This window comes from Burkholderia sp. FW306-1C-G01B, from assembly GCF_058781685.1.
In genome coordinates this window covers 1-18,024 of the sequence record NZ_JBYSWZ010000018.1, presented here as the reverse complement: position 1 = coordinate 18,024, position 18,024 = coordinate 1, and the positions used below count along the sequence as shown (strand labels likewise).

18 protein-coding genes are annotated in these 18,024 nt (G+C 66.3%); 12 read left to right on the top strand and 6 right to left on the bottom strand.

Annotated elements, in window-relative coordinates; translation table 11 throughout:
• Window positions 1–56: 56 nt before the first annotated feature.
• The 3 genes from fliT to AC3WLY_RS29425 all read right to left on the bottom strand — a co-directional run bounded on the left by fliT (window position 57) and on the right by AC3WLY_RS29425 (window position 3,177).
• Complete coding sequence (fliT, locus tag AC3WLY_RS29435; protein ID WP_175962757.1) at window positions 57–356, bottom strand: flagellar protein FliT; 300 nt, start codon at window positions 354–356, stop codon at window positions 57–59.
• A gap of 25 nt (window positions 357–381) precedes the next feature.
• Window positions 382–1,890 carry a flagellar filament capping protein FliD gene (gene fliD, locus AC3WLY_RS29430; RefSeq protein ID WP_492310490.1) on the bottom strand — a complete coding sequence of 503 codons (1,509 nt, stop codon included), beginning with the start codon at window positions 1,888–1,890 and terminating at the stop codon, window positions 382–384.
• A gap of 132 nt (window positions 1,891–2,022) precedes the next feature.
• Window positions 2,023–3,177 carry a flagellin gene (locus AC3WLY_RS29425; protein WP_492310489.1) on the bottom strand — a complete coding sequence of 385 codons (1,155 nt, stop codon included), beginning with the start codon at window positions 3,175–3,177 and terminating at the stop codon, window positions 2,023–2,025.
• A 519-nt stretch (window positions 3,178–3,696) separates the two neighbouring features.
• Here AC3WLY_RS29425 and rpsU point away from each other — a divergent pair.
• Window positions 3,697–3,909 (top strand): 30S ribosomal protein S21, encoded by a 213-nt coding sequence (rpsU, locus tag AC3WLY_RS29420; RefSeq protein ID WP_006401410.1) that lies wholly within the window; start codon window positions 3,697–3,699, stop codon window positions 3,907–3,909.
• 246 nt (window positions 3,910–4,155) lie between these two features.
• On the opposite strand, the gene AC3WLY_RS29415 is transcribed toward rpsU, so the two are convergent.
• Window positions 4,156–4,758: a DNA-3-methyladenine glycosylase I gene (locus tag AC3WLY_RS29415; protein WP_492310488.1), complete on the bottom strand. Its 603-nt coding sequence runs from the start codon at window positions 4,756–4,758 to the stop codon at window positions 4,156–4,158.
• Window positions 4,759–4,900: 142 nt separating this feature from the next.
• Between AC3WLY_RS29415 and AC3WLY_RS29410 the strand changes: the two genes are divergently transcribed.
• Both AC3WLY_RS29410 and AC3WLY_RS29405 read left to right on the top strand, forming a co-directional pair.
• Complete coding sequence (locus AC3WLY_RS29410; protein WP_072443087.1) at window positions 4,901–5,782, top strand: glucosamine kinase nucleotide-binding domain-containing protein; 882 nt, start codon at window positions 4,901–4,903, stop codon at window positions 5,780–5,782.
• 137 nt (window positions 5,783–5,919) lie between these two features.
• Window positions 5,920–6,744: a Cof-type HAD-IIB family hydrolase gene (locus AC3WLY_RS29405; RefSeq protein WP_492310487.1), complete on the top strand. Its 825-nt coding sequence runs from the start codon at window positions 5,920–5,922 to the stop codon at window positions 6,742–6,744.
• A gap of 131 nt (window positions 6,745–6,875) precedes the next feature.
• Here AC3WLY_RS29405 and aqpZ read toward each other — a convergent pair whose 3' ends face one another.
• Entirely contained in the window at window positions 6,876–7,619 is a 744-nt protein-coding gene (gene aqpZ, locus AC3WLY_RS29400) for an aquaporin Z (protein ID WP_072443091.1), read from the bottom strand.
• A gap of 300 nt (window positions 7,620–7,919) precedes the next feature.
• On the opposite strand from aqpZ, the gene AC3WLY_RS29395 reads away from it, so the two are divergent.
• Window positions 7,920–8,216 (top strand): H-NS histone family protein, encoded by a 297-nt coding sequence (locus AC3WLY_RS29395; RefSeq protein ID WP_006489320.1) that lies wholly within the window; start codon window positions 7,920–7,922, stop codon window positions 8,214–8,216.
• A gap of 111 nt (window positions 8,217–8,327) precedes the next feature.
• Here AC3WLY_RS29395 and AC3WLY_RS29390 read toward each other — a convergent pair whose 3' ends face one another.
• A complete protein-coding gene (locus AC3WLY_RS29390; RefSeq protein ID WP_310139406.1) occupies window positions 8,328–9,392 on the bottom strand; it encodes a glycosyltransferase in 1,065 nt (354 codons plus the stop codon).
• 667 nt (window positions 9,393–10,059) lie between these two features.
• Here AC3WLY_RS29390 and flhD point away from each other — a divergent pair.
• The 8 genes from flhD to AC3WLY_RS29350 all read left to right on the top strand — a co-directional run.
• Window positions 10,060–10,380, top strand: a complete 321-nt coding sequence (gene flhD, locus AC3WLY_RS29385; protein WP_069746442.1) for a flagellar transcriptional regulator FlhD — start codon at window positions 10,060–10,062, stop codon at window positions 10,378–10,380.
• A 92-nt stretch (window positions 10,381–10,472) separates the two neighbouring features.
• Window positions 10,473–11,027, top strand: coding sequence for a flagellar transcriptional regulator FlhC (gene flhC, locus AC3WLY_RS29380; RefSeq protein WP_011350591.1), 555 nt, complete (start codon window positions 10,473–10,475; stop codon window positions 11,025–11,027).
• Window positions 11,028–11,195: 168 nt separating this feature from the next.
• Window positions 11,196–12,056 (top strand): flagellar motor stator protein MotA, encoded by an 861-nt coding sequence (gene motA / locus AC3WLY_RS29375; protein ID WP_072443097.1) that lies wholly within the window; start codon window positions 11,196–11,198, stop codon window positions 12,054–12,056.
• Between the two features lie 13 nt (window positions 12,057–12,069).
• Window positions 12,070–13,089 (top strand): flagellar motor protein MotB, encoded by a 1,020-nt coding sequence (gene motB, locus AC3WLY_RS29370; RefSeq protein WP_425133407.1) that lies wholly within the window; start codon window positions 12,070–12,072, stop codon window positions 13,087–13,089.
• A gap of 24 nt (window positions 13,090–13,113) precedes the next feature.
• Window positions 13,114–13,491 carry a response regulator gene (locus AC3WLY_RS29365; RefSeq protein ID WP_047899513.1) on the top strand — a complete coding sequence of 126 codons (378 nt, stop codon included), beginning with the start codon at window positions 13,114–13,116 and terminating at the stop codon, window positions 13,489–13,491.
• A gap of 33 nt (window positions 13,492–13,524) precedes the next feature.
• A complete protein-coding gene (gene cheA / locus AC3WLY_RS29360) occupies window positions 13,525–15,777 on the top strand; it encodes a chemotaxis protein CheA (RefSeq protein ID WP_492310486.1) in 2,253 nt (750 codons plus the stop codon).
• 48 nt (window positions 15,778–15,825) lie between these two features.
• The gene (gene cheW, locus AC3WLY_RS29355) at window positions 15,826–16,341 is read left to right on the top strand and encodes a chemotaxis protein CheW (protein ID WP_072443103.1); all 516 of its coding nucleotides are present in this window, start codon (window positions 15,826–15,828) and stop codon (window positions 16,339–16,341) included.
• A gap of 37 nt (window positions 16,342–16,378) precedes the next feature.
• Window positions 16,379–18,024, top strand: a 1,646-nt coding sequence (locus AC3WLY_RS29350) for a methyl-accepting chemotaxis protein (protein ID WP_492332738.1), incomplete at its 3' end; no start/stop codon positions are given.

Below are 18,024 nucleotides of genomic sequence, written 5' to 3'. Positions count from 1 at the left end.
GCGTAGTTCTTGTTGTCGGGTTGGCGCGCGCGGGTCGGCGCGGCGTTTGCGGTGCGTTAGCGGCTCGCGACGTTCTGGTACTGGCCGACGGCTTGCACGCGGCCCATCGCCGCCTGGTATTCGTCGGTCAGCTCCTGCTGCGCGCGTTGCGCGTCGGCGAAGATGCGCTCGTTGCTGGCCTGCATGCGGCGGATCGCGGCGATGCCGGCCGGCGGCTGGTCGGACGCGAGCAACGCGACGAGCGGCTCGCGCGCGTCGACGAGGCGTGTCGCCTCGATCCAGTCGGCCATCGACGCCGCATGTTCGATCGCATCGGTGAGCGCGTCGAGCTGCGCGATCAGTTCGGTCTGTTCCATCGTGGCTCTCCTGTCCGGCCGGCGGTCAGCCCTTGTTGTTCGACATCGCGCCGGCGCTGTTTGCGCCGCCGAACAGCTGCGTCAGGTACTGCGAGTTGCTGTTCATCGTCGACATCAGCTTGTTGAGCGCGGTGAACTGCGCCTGGTACTGGCTGGTCAGCTGTGCCGCGTAGTTCGACAGGTTCGTCTGCTGCGTCGTGACGCTCTTCAGGTCGTTGCTGAGCGCCGTCGTGCGCGCGGCGATCAGCCCGTTCGTCTTCGTGTAGTTCGTGATGTTCGTCGTCAGCTGCTCGCCGATTCCGTTCGTCGAATTGAACAGCGACGCAACGCCCGACGGGTTGGTCTGCAGCGCGGTGTTGAGCGTATTGCTGTCGGTCTTCAGCGTGCCGTCGGCCTGCAGCGTGACGCCGATCGACGCGAGGTTGATCGTCGAGCCGTTGTTGTTCACGCCGCTCGCGACGATCGACGCGAGCGAGTTCTTGATCGTGTTCAGCGTCGAATCGCCGAGCAGCGGGCCTTGCGACGACGCGCCTGACGTGAAGCTCGACAGCGAGCCCATCGTCGTGACGAGCGTGTTGTAGAGCGTCACGAAGTTGTTGACCGCGGCGGCCTGGGTTTTCGTGTCGGTGGCGACCGTCAGCGTCTGGGTCTGGTTCGCGTTGACGGCGGCCGTGGTCAGGTTCAGCGTGACGCCGGTGATCGCGCTCGTCACGGTGTTGCTCGCGCTCGTGCCGGCGATGCCGTTGATCGTGAACGCGGCGTCCTGCGCGGCCGTGCTCTGCTTCCATGCGGCGCTGCCGTTCGCGGACGTGAACGTCGACTGGCCGCCCGTCGTACTGGCCGTCGACGTGACGCCGAGGCTGGACAGGCCGTTGTCGCCGGACACGTTGCTGAGCGCGACGCTGATCGTGTTCGCCGCGCCGGTCGGCGTCGAGCTGAGCACGAGGTGCGCGCCGTCGCTGCCGTTGACGACCGATGCGACGATGCCCGGGTTGCCGGTTGCAGTGTTGATCGCGGCGGCGATGCCGGACAGCGTGTTGTTCGTGCTGCTTACGTTGACCGTGAACGACTGGCTGCCGAGCGACAGCGTCATCGTGCCGGTGCCGAGCGCCGTCGACGAACCGAACGCGGCCGACGACAGCGACTGCGACGTCGCGATCTGCGTGACGCCGACCGAATAGCTGCCGGCGACGGAGCCGGCGCCGGCGGTCGCGGTGAGGCCGGTGCCGCTCGCGGTCGCGGTGAAGGTGTTCTGCAGCGAGCCGTTCGACAGCGTCGTGAGGCTGGTCTGCAGCGCGCTCAGCGCGGCCGAAAGGGCGCCGTACGCGGAAATCTGGGTGTTGTCGCTGGCCTGCTTCGCGGTGAGCGCGGCGCTTTGACCGGCGGTCTTCGCATTGACGAGCGCCGTCACGAGCGAGTTGACGTCCATCGACGAGTTGCCGGTCGAACCGCTGATGATCGATTGCGCGGCCTGCTGCAGCTGGCTGTTGGCCGAGTTGGTGGCGGAATTGACGGCGGAATTGATCGTCGACATCGTGTTGCTCCGTGCGGCGGATGATCCGTGAAATGCTGGGTGAAGACCTGGCCGCGGGGCGAAGCCCCGCGCGCCAAGCGCTTGCGGCCGGGCCGCGCGTTACGCGGGGCCCGGCCGTCGGTTGCTACGCGATTACTGCAGGAGCTTCAGGACCTGCTGCGGCAGCGAGTTCGCCTGTGCGAGCACCGAGATGCCTGCTTGCTGCAGCACCTGGTTTTTCGACATGTTCGCGGTTTCCTGCGCGAAGTTCGCGTCGGTGATCTGCGACTGTGCCGACGACAGGTCGGTCGATTCTGCCTGCTGCGCCGTTGCGATTGCCGTGAAACGGTTTTGTGCCGCGCCGAGTGCCGCCTGCACGTTGTTCACCGTCTGCAGCGCGTTGTCGATCGACACCATCGCGACGTTCGCACCGCTGACCGTGCTGATGTCGAGGCCCGACACGGTCTTCGGATTGTTGACCGCATTGATCTGGGCGATCGAGTTGTTGATTGCCGTGAGCTGCGCGGGCGTCGTGCCTGCGCCGGTTGCGCCCGCTTGCAGCGCCAGTGCGCCGACCTGCGTGCCCGTACCGGACGTTGCGTTGGCGCCGAACACTGCCTGTGCGACCGTTGCCGTGATGCCTTGGCCGTTCTGGTCGGTGAACGAATAGCCGCCCTTGCCGTCGGAAATCACGTTGATCGCGGAGATCGTCGCGGAGGCCGACGTATAAGCGCCGGCTGCGTCGAGGTTCAGGCCCGTCACCGTGCCGACCGTCTGGCCCTTCTGCACCAGGCCGCCGCCGATCTTCGCAGCCGACATGCTTTGGCTCAGGTCCAGCGAAATCGTCTGGCCGACGTTCGCGCCGACCTGGAACGACACGATGCCTGCCGAGCCGTCGAGAATGTTCGTGCCGTTGTACGTCGTTTGCGACGAGATACGGTTCACTTCCTGGACCTGCTGCGCAACTTCCTGCTGCAGTGCTGCCTGGTCGGTCGTGGACATCGTGCCCGTCGACGCCTGGACGGCCAGTTGGCGGATACGCTGCAGGCTGTTCGTCAGCGACGACAGTGCGCTCGATGCCGTTTGGATCATCGACACGCCGTCGTTCGCGTTCGACACGCCCTGGTTCAGGCCGTTGATCTGCGTTTGCATCCGCGTCGAAATCGCGAGGCCGGCTGCGTCGTCGGCTGCGCTGTTGATGCGCTTGCCCGACGACAGACGCGTGATGGCTTGCGACAGTGCGCCTTGCGAGCCGTTGAGGTTCTGCTGAGCAACCAGCGAGTTGATGTTGCTATTGATTCCGAGCATGGAAAAATCTCCTGTTTAAGCCGAAAGCCCTGGAAAGCCGTTTTTGGCGTCGGCGGAAGCACTCGTTCATTGCTGGCCGCCTCAGAGCAGGATTTCGGCGTACCAAAACAAAACTTGAGGGGTCTGTTGAGATTCGTCCCGATTTTTTATCGTTCTTTGTCATTTCGGACGGGGCGGGCCAGATGCCCGACTAACGGGGGCTGAGGCCGGCCTGCCGACGGAGTTGCAAGGCTGTGAACACGGAATCGACAAAAGGATGGTTTTGTCTGTGATTCCCTGATATGATGGCGGGCTGAATTGAGATTTCTGTCACGCCTTTGCCGGTTTCGGCATGTCTGCTGGCAGTCAAACGCGGCGCTGCACGCGGTTGTGAAGCGTACTCGCGGTGCTTTCCGCCTCTCTTTTCCGGCCTCCGAGGCCGTATTTCCGCTCGTTTCGCCTGTTGTGGGGACGCTCGGATGGCCGGTGCGTGGCGCTTGGCCGCTACGTTTTTGACCGTTTAAGCAATTTAGGAACGACATGACGACGATTCTTCTGAAAGAAAACGAGCCGTTCGAAGTGGCGATTCGCCGCTTTCGTCGCGCTATCGAAAAAAATGGCCTGATCGCTGAGCTGCGCGAACGCCAGTCTTACGAAAAGCCGACCGCAGTCCGCAAGCGCAAGAAGGCAGCAGCCGTCAAGCGCCTGCACAAGCGCCTGCGCAGCCAGATGCTGCCGAAGAAGCTCCACTAAGAGCGTCTTACGGCTCGCCGCTACGGTTCGCCGCGAAAACGGCGGAGTGTGTCTCGAAAGAGGCCGCTCCGCCGTTTTGCTTTTGGAGGCCGGGAAAGTCCCGATGCCGTGACGTCGAGGCCGCCGACCCGCGCGTGCTGGTGATCTATCTGTCGCTCGCGGTCGGTCGTGCCGGCGTCGTCACGCGCCGCGCGGTGATTGGAGGGGGCAGAGCCGTTGCCGGCTCCGGGTGATGGTTGGCGCTGGTCAGCCCGCCTTGCGCCGGCGTGCCGGCTGCTTGCCGCCGAGCGCCGCGCATTGCGCGTGGCACGGGCAGCCGGTCTCGTGATCGTTGACCATGCCGGTCGCCTGCATCAGCGCATAGCAGATCGTCGAACCGACGAACTTGCAGCCGTACGCCTTCAGCGCATTGCTGAGCGCGTCGGATTGCTCGGTCGACGCGGGCGCGTCGCGATACGACTCCCATGCGTTCTGGACCGGCGTGTTGCCGACGAACGACCACAGGAACGCGGCGAGCGACCCGTGCTCGTCGCGGATGCGCTGCACGGCGCGCGCGTTGGTCACCGCAGATTGCACCTTCGCGCGGTTGCGCACGATGCCGGGGTTCTCCAGCAGTTTCTCGATGTGCTTCGGCGTGAAGCGCGCGACGGCGTCGACGTCGAAATCGGCGAACGCTTCGCGATAGCCCGCGCGCTTGTTCAGGATCGTCGACCACGACAGCCCGGCCTGTGCGCCTTCCAGGATCAGCATTTCGAACAAGTGGCGATCGTCGTGCGACGGCACGCCCCACTCGGTATCGTGATAGTGAGCATCCGCTTCCGTCTTCACCCAGTTGCACCGCTGCGACATCGTCTGCCTCGTTTTCAGTGTCGGTTCGATCGCGCCAGCATAGCGGAAGCCCTTTTCGCGGGATAGCCGGCCGAACGGCAGATGGGCGCGCGGCGCCGATCCGGTTAAGCTTGGCGCCTGTTCGAATCAGCGGGATGGAAGCATGGCGGCATTACTTTTTGCGATCGGCATCGACGGCGGCGGCACGGGTACGCGCGCGGTGCTGGCCGACCGGCACGGGCGCGAGCTCGCGCAGGGGCGCGGCGGCCCGTCGGGGCTCGGTCTCGGCATCGAGCGCGCGTGGGCGTCGATCGGCGCGGCCTGCGCGGATGCGTTCACGCGCGCCGGTTTCGCGTTCGAGTGGTCGCAGTGCGCGCTCGGCTGCGGGCTCGCAGGCGTCAACAACGCGGCGTGGCTCGCCGCGTTCCGCGCGCAGGCGCCGCTCGGCGCGCTCGCGATCGAGAGCGACGCGTATACGACCGTCGTCGGCGCGCACGGCGGCGCGCCGGGGCTCATCGTCGCGCTGGGCACCGGCAGTATCGCGGCGGCGCTCGATGCGGGCGGCGCGTGCCGGATCGCGGGCGGCTTCGGCTTTCCGTCCGGCGACGAGGCGAGCGGCGCGTGGCTCGGCGTGCGTGCGCTCGCATATGCGCAACAGGCGCTCGACGGCCGCGTGCCGCGCGACGCGTTCGCCGACGCGCTGCTCGCGGAAACGGGCGCGCAGGATCGCGACGCGCTCGTCCAGTGGTCGTGCGATGCGAACCAGACGATCTATGCGCGGCTCGCGCCGATCGTGTTCGCGCACCGCTCGCACCCGGTCGCGGGCGCGCTGATCGCGCAGGCCGGCGAAGAGATCGGCAAGATGATCGATGCGCTCGATCCGCAGCAGGCGCTGCCGGTCGCGTTGTGCGGTGGGCTCGCGGACGCGCTCGCGCCGGCCGTGCCGGCGCGCCACGCCGCGCGGCTGCGCGCGCCGCTCGACGATTCGGCGCATGGCGCGCTGCAGCTCGCGCTGCAGGCGCTGCGGGCTGCGGAAGGCGGTTGAAGGCGGGTTGACGGCGGGTTGACAGCGCTCCGCAGCGGCGCCGAAGGCGGCGCCTGACCGGGAACCGTCCGGCGCGCAGCCGGGCGCGACGTTAGAATGGCCGTTCCGCAGAGCCCTGAGCGCCATTCTTCCGTCCCATGTACAAAGTCATCGCCACCGATCTCGACGGTACCCTGCTGAACAGCGACCACCAGCTCGATCCGTACACGATCGATACCGTCCGCCGGCTCGAGCGCGACGGCCTGCAGTTCGTGATCGCCACGGGGCGCCATTACGCTGACGTCGCGGGCATTCGCGACGTGCTCGGCATCCGGCCGTACCTGATCACGTCGAACGGCGCGCGCGTGCATGCGCCGGACGACACGACGATCCACGCGCAGGACATCGATCCCGCGATCGTCCGCGGCCTCGTGCAGCCGGACGTCGTCGGCACGCATGGCCGCGTGATCGTCAACCTGTTCACCGACCAAGGCTGGCTGATCGACCGCGATGCGCCGCACCTGCTCGAATTCCACCAGGATTCGGGCTTCCGGTACGACGTGATCGACATGCCCGCGCACGACGGCGCGGATATCGCGAAGGTGCTGTATATCGGCGAACCGGCCGATCTGGCGATCGTCGCCGAGCAGATGCGCGTGCGGTTCGGCGATGCGCTGTACGTCACGTACTCGCTGCCCGACTGTCTGGAAGTGATGACCGCGAACGTGTCGAAGGGTCGCGCGCTGCGCACGGTGCTCGCGCGGCTCGGCGTCGATACCGGCCACTGCGTCGCGTTCGGCGACAACATGAACGACATCGACCTGCTCGAAACCGCCGGCCACGCGTTCATGATGAACAACGCAAATCCCGACCTGGTCGCGCGGCTGCCGCACATCCCGCGAATCGGCAACAACTTCGATGCGGGCGTCGCCCGCCACCTGCGCACGCTGTTCTCGCTCGAGGACAACGTCGCCGCTTCCTGAGCGAACGCCCCGAGCGTGCTTCCCGAGCGGCAATGAAAAACGGGCGCCAAGGGCGCCCGTCGAAATTGCCTGCCTCGATGTTCTTCGACAGCGTGAGGCTCGCTGCTCTGCTCGCGTAACCCCGTAGTGTTTTATTCGCTTGTGCGAGCCGATGCCGGCAGCAGGTCGACGGCGTCGTCGCGCCCTGCGACCAGCGGGTAGATGATCCCGGCGAGTACCGCGCCGATCAGCGGTGCCACCCAGAACAGCCAGAGCTGGCCGATCGCGTCGCCGCCGACGAACAGCGCCGGGCCGGTCGAGCGCGCCGGGTTCACCGACGTGTTGGTGACCGGAATCGAGATCAGGTGAATCAGCGTCAGGCACAGGCCGATCGCGATCGGCGCGAAGCCGGCCGGCACGCCGCGCTTGTCGGTGGCGCCGAGGATCACGAACAGGAAGAAACCCGTCATCACGACTTCGCAGATGAACGATGCCGCCAGCGAGTAGTGGCCGGGCGAGCGCTCGCCGAAGCCGTTCGTCGCAAAACCGCTGCCGACGACGTCGAAGCCCGGCTTGCCGGTCGCGATCAGGTACAGCACGAACGCGCCGAGCGTTGCGCCGACAACCTGCGCGACGATGTACGGCGCGAGATCGCGTGCCGGGAAACGCCCGGCGACCGTCAGGCCGACGCTCACCGCCGGATTCAGGTGGCAGCCCGAAATGTGGCCGATTGCGAATGCCATCGTCAGCACGGTCAGGCCAAAGGCAAGTGCGACGCCGGCAAAGCCGATGCCGAGGCCCGGAAAGGCGGCGGCCAGCACAGCGCTTCCGCACCCGCCGAGCACCAGCCAGAACGTGCCGAATACCTCTGCAGCGAGACGCTGAGAAAGCTTCATGTAAGGACCTCGTTCAAGTGGGTTGAAAACAACCGGACGACACGACGGATTTATTCCGTCGCCCGGAATTGGTCTGGATTATAGGAAATGAATCGGGTCCGGGAGGGTCAACGATTGTTAAATTTGAATGGCTGACGAATGCCTTTTATTAGAATAAGCCCGCATTCTCGATATAGCCGAATTGGTTAAAGATGACAGTATTTATTTCGAAGGGCAGGGCGGCAGTACGGATGGCGTAACGGATGTTTGTGTCCCGGTCGGATTCGCCGGGGCCGCATCATCGAAAAGGGAGTCGAAAAAATGTCTCAATACGCGAAACTCAAGGCGCAGATCGCCGATCTGCAGGCCCAGGCGGACGACGTACGCCGCCAGGAAGTGGCGGCGGTGATTGCCGACGTCCAGCGAATGATTGCCGAATACGGCCTGACGGCCCAGGACCTGGGCTTCGCGGAGCGGGCGCGGCGCGGCCGCCCGCCGAAGAAGGCGCCGCTGCCCCCGAAATACCGTGATCCGAAGTCGGGTGCGACCTGGAGCGGGCGCGGCAAGCCGCCGAATTGGATCGTCGGGAAAAACCGCGATCGATTCCTGATCGAATGACGGAAAGCCAAAAAGAAAGAGCCGCATCGTCGATGCGGCTCTTTTGCTTTGCGGTTTTGCGCGCCGATTTCGGCGCGGATTTTACGGAATATTTCCGCGCGGATTTCCGCGTCAGGCGCCTGCGACCCGGCGCAATGCCGGTTGCCCGGTAGCCGTGCAAAGCGATTCGTAAGTCTCGACATAACGCTGCGCCATGGCCTTCGAGCTGAAACGTGTGTCGAACCGTTCGCGGATCGCGGTGCGCGACAGGCTGTCGATCCGGTGCAATGCGCCGACCGCGCCCTGCACGTCCTCGACGATGAAGCCGGTCACGCCGTCCTCGATCACTTCCGGCACCGAGCCGCGATTGAACGCGACGACCGGCGTGCCGCACGCCATCGCCTCGATCATCACCAGGCCGAACGGTTCCGGCCAGTCGATCGGAAACAGCAGCGCCTTCGCGCCGGACAGGAACGCGGGCTTCTGCGCTTCGTTGATCTCGCCGATGAATTCGACGTGCGCCTGGCCGAGCAGCGGCTCGATCACTTCCTTGAAGTAGTCGGCGTCGGCCTTGTCGACCTTCGCGGCGATCTTCAGCGGCAGCCCGCTTTGCGCGGCGATCCGGATCGCCGTGTCGACGCGCTTTTCGGGACAGATCCGACCGAGGAACGCGAGATATTCGGGCTTCACGCCCGGCTGCGGCGTGAGCAGCGTGTCGGGCAGCCCGTGGTACACGGTGCCGGCCCACGCGGCCTGCGGCAGCGGCTTGCGCTGGTTGTTCGAGATCGACACGACCGGCGCGTCCGGGAACGAGTCGAACACGGGCTGCAACTCCGGCAGGTCGAGGCGGCCGTGCAGCGTCGTCACGTACGGCGTGTCGAGACGCGACATCAGCGGGAACGGCAGGTAATCGAGGTGAAAGTGCAGCACGTCGAATTCATGTGCGACGCGGGCGACCTGCTCGAGGAGCCGCATGTGGGGCGCCATCGAATCGCGGATCGACGGGTCGAGCCGCAGTGCGCGCGGCCAGGCCGCCTCGAGGCGGGCCGACGTGACGGAGTCGCCGCTGGCGAACAGCGTCACGTCGTGCCCGAGTTCGACGAGCGCCTCGGTGAGGTAGGACACGACACGCTCGGTGCCGCCGTAGAGTTTCGGCGGGACGGCTTCGTAAAGGGGCGCGATCTGGGCAATTCGCATGGATGTTCTCCGATGTCGATCCGTGTGGGCGCTGCGGCGCCGATGCGGATCCCCTACAAGGTTGCGGAACTCGCCGACGCACGCTGTTGGCGGTACGTGGCCGGGCCCTGGGCGGGGTGCGCGGGGCGCCGGACGGCAAGCTGCGGGGCGGGCCGGCACGGCTCGCGCCGCCGCCCATTGGAGTCCATTATCGATATCGGCCTGAGGGGTTCGAGTGTTTTTTCAAACACTTAAGGCTTGTTACACGATGAAATACGCGAAAACCCCGAGAAAAAGGGCGGGAAAACATAAATCGAGACAGAATCAACTATTGTTGCGCCATCGTGAAAAACCACTATAATTTTTACCGATCCGATGGTCGGCGGCCTTGCCGGCAAGCCTTCCGCCATTGCGCGGCGGTCATCGAACCCATCTCGGCCGAATCCGCGCCGTCACCCGCTTTCCCGATTGCCCCCTTTCAATTCGCCTTGTCGGAAAAATTCCTACACGGATTACAGACAAATCCTGCGCGGCATACGCCACTTCGCTGATACCGACATAAATGCCGTTTGGCCAAAATTTGCCCTGTAAGAATATAAACGAGCCGACTGAGCGCCTGGTGCGCGCTGATCGAGCAAACGTTGTCATAACACGAATGGCCAAAGCAAAGCTCTTTAACGGGGGAATCATGAGCGCTACCAGCGAAATGCTCAGTGAGATCAAAGAGGTCAACCTGTCGTACCTCCTCCTCGCGCAACGCCTGTTGCGGGAAGACAAGGCGATGGGCATGTTCCGCATGGGAATTTCCCAGGAACTGGCCGACGTGCTCGCGAACCTCACGCTCGCACAGACCGTGAAGCTCGCCGCGTCGAACCAGATGCTGTGCCGCTTCCGCTTCGACGATCACGCACTGCTGTCGTCGCTCGCCGACAAGGGCCGCAGCGATGTCGTCGCGCATGCCCACTCGGCCATCCTGATGGCCGGGCAGCAGGTCGAAAGCGTCCGCTGATCCATCCCGCCTTGCGTTTGTCCCGGCGTGCCGCGCCGGCCGGCAGCGTATTGGCCACCCATCCGAACCACGTCAAGCGGACGGTTATCACCATGGCAAGCAAAAGCGTCGTGATCGAGGTGAAGGAAATCACCCTCGCCATCGAACTGATCGAACTGGGCGCCAGGCTGCAGTTGCTGGAGGCGGAGACGAGCCTGTCGCGGGACCGTCTGATCAAGCTGTACAAGGAACTGAAGGGCGTGTCGCCGCCGAAGGGGATGCTGCCGTTCTCGACCGACTGGTTCATGACGTGGCAGCCGAACATCCACTCGTCGCTGTTCTACAACATCTACCGGTTCATGCAGGACCACGGCCGCTGCGAGCCGATCCAGTCGATCGTGAAAGCGTACCGGCTCTATCAGGAGCACGTGAACCTGTCCGGCGACGAGGCCGCGCTGAGCCTCACACGCGCGTGGACGCTCGTGCGCTTCTTCGATTCGGGGATGCTGCAGATGACCCCGTGCACGCGCTGCGGCGGCCACTTCGTCGCGCACGCGCATGATCCGCATCAAGGTTTCGTCTGCGGCCTGTGCCAGCCGCCGTCGCGCGCGGGCAAGACCCGCAAGGCCGCCGCCGCGCGCGCCGAACTGGCCGCCGCCGCGGCCTGAGCGCCGCCGGGCGGGGTGCAAGCGGCTGCCGCGGGCCGCGCGAACCGTCTGCCGACTGCTGGTAAACACCGTCGGGCCGCCGCCGGGCGGCCGCGAAAGTTTTCCTGCCGACTGCCGTAAACCTGTTTAACGGCGATCTTCCCGCCGGTCTTTCATGAGGGACAGGCAGTGCTGATTATCGTGGGAACACTCGTGACGCTGTTGTCGGTCTTCGGCGGTTATGCGCTGGCAGGCGGGCATCTGGGCGCCTTGATCCAGCCCATCGAGATCCTGATGATCGTGGGCGCCGGCGTCGGCGCATTCATCCTCGGCAACGGTGGCAAGACCATCAAGGCCACGCTGCGCGTGCTGCCGACGCTCTTCAAGGGCTCGAAATACACGAAGGACGTCTATATGGAGCTGATGGCGCTCCTGTACGTGCTGCTCGCGAAGGCGCGCAAGGAAGGCACGCTGACGCTCGAGGCCGACATCGACGATCCGGAAAAGAGCCCGATCTTCACGCAATACCCGAAGATCCTCGCCGATCACCACATCGTCGAATTCCTGACCGACTACCTGCGCCTGATGGTGGGCGGCAACATGAACGCGTTCGAGATCGAGAGCCTGATGGACGAGGAGATCGAGACGCATCACTCGGAAGGCGAAGGCCCCGCGCACGCGCTGATGCGCGTCGGCGACGCGATGCCGGCGTTCGGCATCGTCGCGGCCGTGATGGGCGTCGTGCACACGATGGCGTCCGCGGACAAGCCGCCCGCGGTGCTCGGCGCGATGATCGCGCAGGCGCTGGTCGGCACGTTCCTCGGGATCCTGCTGTCGTACGGGCTGATCGGGCCGCTCGCGAGCCTCGCGGAGCAGCGCGTCGCCGAGTCGACCAAGATGTTCCAGTGCATCAAGGTGACGATCCTCGCGACGCTGAACGGCTATGCGCCGGCGATCGCGGTCGAGTTCGGCCGCAAGGTGCTGTTCTCGACCGAGCGGCCGTCGTTTTCCGAGCTCGAAGAGCACGTGCGCCGCGTGAAGGCGAAGTGACGCGGAGCGACCAATGAGCAAGAGCAAGGATCGCGCGATCGTCGTCAAGCGGGTGGCCCCGGCGAAGAAGGGCCACCACGGCGGCGCATGGAAGCTTGCGTACGCGGACTTCATGACCGCGATGATGGCGTTCTTCCTGCTGATGTGGCTGCTGAGCTCGGTCACGCCGGTGCAGCTGAAGGGGATCGCCGAATACTTCAACACGCCGCTGAAGGCCGCGCTGTTCGGCAGCGGCGACCGCAACTCGCAGGACTCCAGCATCATCAACGCCGGCGGCCGCGACCTGTCGAGTACCGACGCCGGCACGCTGCGCCGCACCGACGGCACGACGTCGCTCGCCGAGCGCGTCGCGAAGCCGGTCGACGAGCAGGCGCAAGCGCAGGCGCAGGGCGCGATCGAGCGGCGCGAGCAGGCGCGCCTGCACGACCTGCAGATCAAGCTGATGGCCGCGATCGAGGCCAACCCGACGCTGCGCCAGTTCAAGCAGCAGATCCGCATCGATTCGACGCTGATGGGGCTGCGCATCGAGATCGTCGATACGCAGAAGCGGCCGATGTTCGCGATGTCGAGCGATCACGTCGAGCCGTACATGCGCGACATCCTGCGCGAGATCGGCAAGACGCTGAACGACGTGCCGAACCGGATCATCGTCCAGGGCCACACCGACGCCGTGCCGTACGCGGGCGGCGAGGGCGGCTACAGCAACTGGGAGCTGTCGGCCGACCGTGCGAACGCGTCGCGCCGCGAGTTGATTTCCGGCGGCATGGACGAGGCGAAAGTGCTGCGCGTGCTCGGCCTCGCGTCGACGCAGAACCTGAACAAGGCCGACCCGCTCGATCCGGAAAACCGCCGGATCAGCGTGATCGTGCTGAACCGCAAATCCGAAGAAGCGCTGATGCGCGACGACGCGACGACCACGACGCTGTCGGCCGACGCGGCGGGCTCGAAGCTGCTCGCGCAGCAGCTCGCCGGCCCGGCGCCGGCCGCGCGTCCGGCGGTCGCGAGTGCCGCCGCCGCGGCGCCGAAACCCTGACGTTCCCGAGATTCCGAGACAGACATGATCCGAACCATTCTCGCCATCGACGACTCCGCGACCATGCGTGCGCTGCTGCAGGCGACGCTTGCGCAGGCCGGCTACGACGTGACGGTGGCGCCGGACGGCGAAGCCGGCTTCGACATGGCCGCGACCGCGCCGTACGACCTGGTGCTGACCGACCAGAACATGCCGCGCAAGAGCGGGCTCGAGGTGATCGCCGCGCTGCGCAAGCTGACCGCGTATGCGGACACGCCGATCCTCGTGCTGACGACCGAAGGCAGCGATGCCTTCAAGGACGCCGCGCGCGACGCGGGCGCGACCGGCTGGATCGAGAAGCCGATCGATCCGGTCGTGCTGGTCGACCTGGTCGCGACGCTGTCCGAGCCGGCTGCCTCCTGAAATGAACGCGACGAATCCAACCGGTGACCGGGCATGACTCTCGATATCACGCAGTTCTACCAGACCTTTTTCGACGAAGCGGACGAGTTGCTCGCGCAGATGGAGCAGCTTCTGCTGAACCTCGACGTCGACTCGCCCGACCCCGAAGACCTCGCTGCGATCTTCCGCGCCGCGCATTCGATCAAGGGCGGCGCGGCGACGTTCGGCTTTTCCGCGCTGACCGATACGACGCACATCCTCGAATCGCTGCTCGACCGCGCGCGCAACCATGAGTTGACGCTGACCAAGGAGATGATCGACGCGTTCCTCGAGACCAAGGACGTGTTGTCCGACCAGCTCGTCGACTACCGCGCGAGCGCCGAACCGGACGCGGCAGCCGCCGCGACGATCTGCGCAAAGCTCGAACGGTTGAAGGCCGAGAGCGGCGCGGGCGCGCCGGCGGTCGCTGCGGCCGCGCCTGCCGCGCCGGTCGCCGCTGCTGCCGAACCGGCCACACCGGCCGCGGAGCCCGCCGCCGGCGGCGATCGCGCGCCCGATCATGTGGTCGAGCAGGCCGTCGCGGCCGCGCATCCGGCGGCCGACGCGGGCGAAGACGGCCCGCACCTGAAGATCACGCTGGCGGGCGTCGACGCGAAGGACCGGGAACTGCTCAGCGAAGAACTCGGCAACCTCGGCCGGATCGTCGGCCGCGAGGAAGCGGGCGACGACCTGACGCTGTGGCTCGAATCGGACGTGCCGTCCGACGACATCGTCGCCGTGTGCTGCTTCGTGATCGACGAAAGCCAGATCCGCATCGCGCACGGCACGGCGCCGGCCGCGACGGCGGCACCGGCCGTCGCGCAGGACGCTGCGGCTCCGGCCGCCACCGCGCAACCCGCGCGGGTCGAGGTATTCACACCGCCGGCCGCCGCGCCGCAACCGGCCGCACCGGCACCGGCTCCCGCAACCGTCGAGCCGGCCGCGGCCGCGGCAACGCAACCGCCGCAGCAACCCCAACGGCCGCAGGCCGAACACGCGGCGCAGGCCGCCGCGCATCACGACGACAAGCGCGCGCGCCCGGCCGCCGCGGCCGCATCGGGCGCCGAAGGCAGCTCGATCCGTGTCGGCGTCGAGAAGGTCGACCAGCTGATCAACCTCGTCGGCGAGCTCGTGATCACGCAGGCGATGCTCGCGGAGACCGCGAGCGCGTTCGATCCGGCGCTGCACGACCGCCTGTTCAACGGGATGGCGCAGCTCGAGCGCAACGCGCGCGACCTGCAGGAAGCCGTGATGTCGATCCGCATGATGCCGATGGACTACGTGTTCAGCCGCTTCCCGCGGCTCGTGCGCGACCTCGCCGGCAAGCTCGGCAAGCAGGTCGAGCTCGTCACGTTCGGCCAGGCGACCGAACTCGACAAGAGCCTGATCGAACGGATCATCGATCCGCTCACGCACCTCGTGCGCAACAGCCTCGACCACGGGATCGAGACGGTCGACAAGCGCGTCGCCGCCGGCAAGGACGCGGTCGGCCAGCTCGTGCTGTCGGCCGCGCATCACGGCGGCAACATCGTGATCGAGGTCAGCGACGACGGCGCGGGCCTGAACCGCGAGCGGATCCTCGCGAAAGCCGCGAAGCAGGGCATGCAGGTGTCCGACAACATCAGCGACGAAGAGGTGTGGAACCTGATCTTCGCGCCGGGCTTCTCGACCGCCGAGACGGTGACCGACGTATCGGGCCGCGGCGTCGGGATGGACGTCGTGAAACGCAACATCCAGTCGATGGGCGGCCACGTCGAGATCACGTCGCAGGCCGGCCGCGGCACGACCACGCGGATCGTGCTGCCGCTGACGCTCGCGATCCTCGACGGGATGTCGGTGAAGGTCGGCAGCGAGATCTTCATCCTGCCGCTGAACTTCGTGATGGAGTCGCTGCAGCCGTCGATCGACGATATCTACACGGTCGGCAACGGCGAGCGCGTGGTGCGCGTGCGCGGCGAATACCTGCCGCTGGTCGCGCTGCACGAGGTGTTCTCGGTCGAGGACGCCCGCACCGACCCGACGCAGGGGATCGTCACGATCATGCAAACCGAGGGGCGCCGCTTCGCGATGCTGATCGACGAGCTGGTCGGCCAGCAGCAGGTGGTCGTGAAGAACCTCGAAACCAATTATCGCAAGGTGCACGGCATCTCGGCGGCGACCATCCTCGGCGACGGCAGCGTCGCGCTGATCGTCGACGTCGCGGCGCTGAACCGAGAAACCCGTGCGACGCACGGCGCCCGAGCCGGCGCCGAGCTCGCGATGTTCTGACTCTCGCCATTCAACCGATTGGGGGCAAACGTGTCTGCTGAAGTCCAAATGATCAATCCGGCCGCGGCGAACGCGGCGACGAGCCGCCGCGACGCGGCGCAAGGCGACGCGACGGGCCAGGAATTCCTCGTGTTCACGCTCGGCGACGAGGAATACGGGATCGACATCCTGAAGGTGCAGGAAATCCGCGGCTACGACAGCGTCACGCGCATCGCGAACGCGCCGGACTTCATCAAGGGCGTGATCAACCTGCGCGGGATCATCGTGCCGATCGTCGACATGCGGATCAAGTTCCATCTCGGCCGCGTCGAGTACGACCACCAGACCGTCGTGATCATCCTGAACGTCGCGCACCGCGTGGTCGGGATGGTGGTCGACGGCGTGTCGGACGTGCTGACGCTGCAGACCGACCAGATCATGCCGGCGCCGGAATTCGGCGCGACGCTGACGACCGAGTACCTGACGGGCCTCGGCACGGTCGACGGCCGGATGCTGATCCTGATGGATATCGAGAAGCTGATGTCGAGCCGTGAAATGGCGCTGATCGAGACACTCGGCGGTTAAGCGCGCCGCGCGCGCAGGAATTTCGGGAGAATCTGCAATGTTGCATAACTGGTCGATCCGCACGACGCTCACGGCGGTCGGACTCATCCTCGTGTGCCTGGCCGCCGCGGTCGGCGGGCTCGGCCTCTACGCGCTCGATCACGCGAGCCGCTCGCTCGACGAGATCGCGCACGTCGACCTGCCGGCGATCCACACGCTCGACGACACGGCCGCGCACCTGCTGCGTGCGCGTGTCGCGCTCGATCGTTTCCGTACGCTGACCGAAGCCGGCAATGCGGCCGACGCGACGAAGGTGCTCGACCGCGCGCAGGAGCTGTTTGCGAAGTCGAACCAGAACTGGCAGGCGTTCCAGTCGTTGCCGAAGCTCGGCGTCGAGCAGACGCTCGTCGACGAGCTCACCGCACGCTACACGACGATCGTGAAGGAAGGCGTCGAGCCCGAATTTACCGCGGCGCGCGCGGGCGACATGGCGGCGTACCACGCGATTGCCGACACGAAGATCAGCCCGATGTTCGTCGCGTTCGACCAGACGGCGGCAGCCGTGATCGTATCGCTGCAGAAGCACGCGGAAGAGCGCCAGGCCGCGACGCAGTCGCAGATCTCGCTGATGGTCGCGCTGATCGCGGCCGGCATCGCGGTCGCGTTCGTCGTCGTGATCGCGATCCGCTTCGCGATGCGCGGGCTGATCGTGAAGCCGCTCGAGGACGCGATCGCGCACTTCGAGCGGATCGCCGGCGGCGACCTCACGCAGCCGGTGAACGTGTCCAGCACGAACGAGATGGGGCGCCTGTTCGGCGGCATCAAGCGGATGCAGGACGCCGTCACGACGATGGTGCAGTCCGTGCATCGCGGCACCGAATCGATCGACGTCGGCGCGCGCGAGATCGCGACCGGCAACATCGACCTGTCGCAGCGCACCGAGGAGCAGGCCGCGTCGCTGCAGGAAACCGCGTCGAGCATGGAGCAGCTGACGGGCACCGTGCGGCAGAACGCGGAGAACGCGCGGCAGGCGAGCCAGCTCGCGGTGAACGCGTCGGACATCGCGACGCAGGGCGGCGAGGTGGTCGGCCAGGTCGTATCGACGATGCAGGACATCGCGGCGAGCTCGGGCAAGGTCGTCGACATCATCGGCACGATCGAAGGCATCGCGTTCCAGACCAACATCCTCGCGCTGAACGCGGCGGTCGAAGCCGCGCGTGCGGGCGAGCAGGGCCGCGGCTTCGCGGTGGTCGCGGGCGAGGTGCGCTCGCTCGCGCAGCGCAGCGCGACGGCCGCGAAGGAAATCAAGCAGCTGATCGGCGATTCGGCCGAGAAGGTCGACAGCGGATCGGCGCTCGTCGCGCGTGCGGGCTCGACGATGGACGAGATCGTGCAGGCCGTGCGCCGCGTGACCGACATCATGGGCGAGATCAGCGCCGCGTCGGAAGAGCAGTCGACCGGCATCGAGCAGGTCAACCGTGCGGTCAGCCAGATGGATTCGGTCACGCAGCAGAACGCGGCGCTCGTCGAGCAGGCAGCGGCCGCGGCCGCGTCGCTCGAGGAGCAGACGCGCCAGATGAAGGCGATCGTGTCGGGCTGGCGCGTGACGGGCGGCATCGTGCTCGCGCCGGCGCGCGGCGTCGCGCGGCCGGTCGCGCATGGCTCGGCGGCCGTGCCGGCACTGCCGTCGGCGCCGCGTCACGA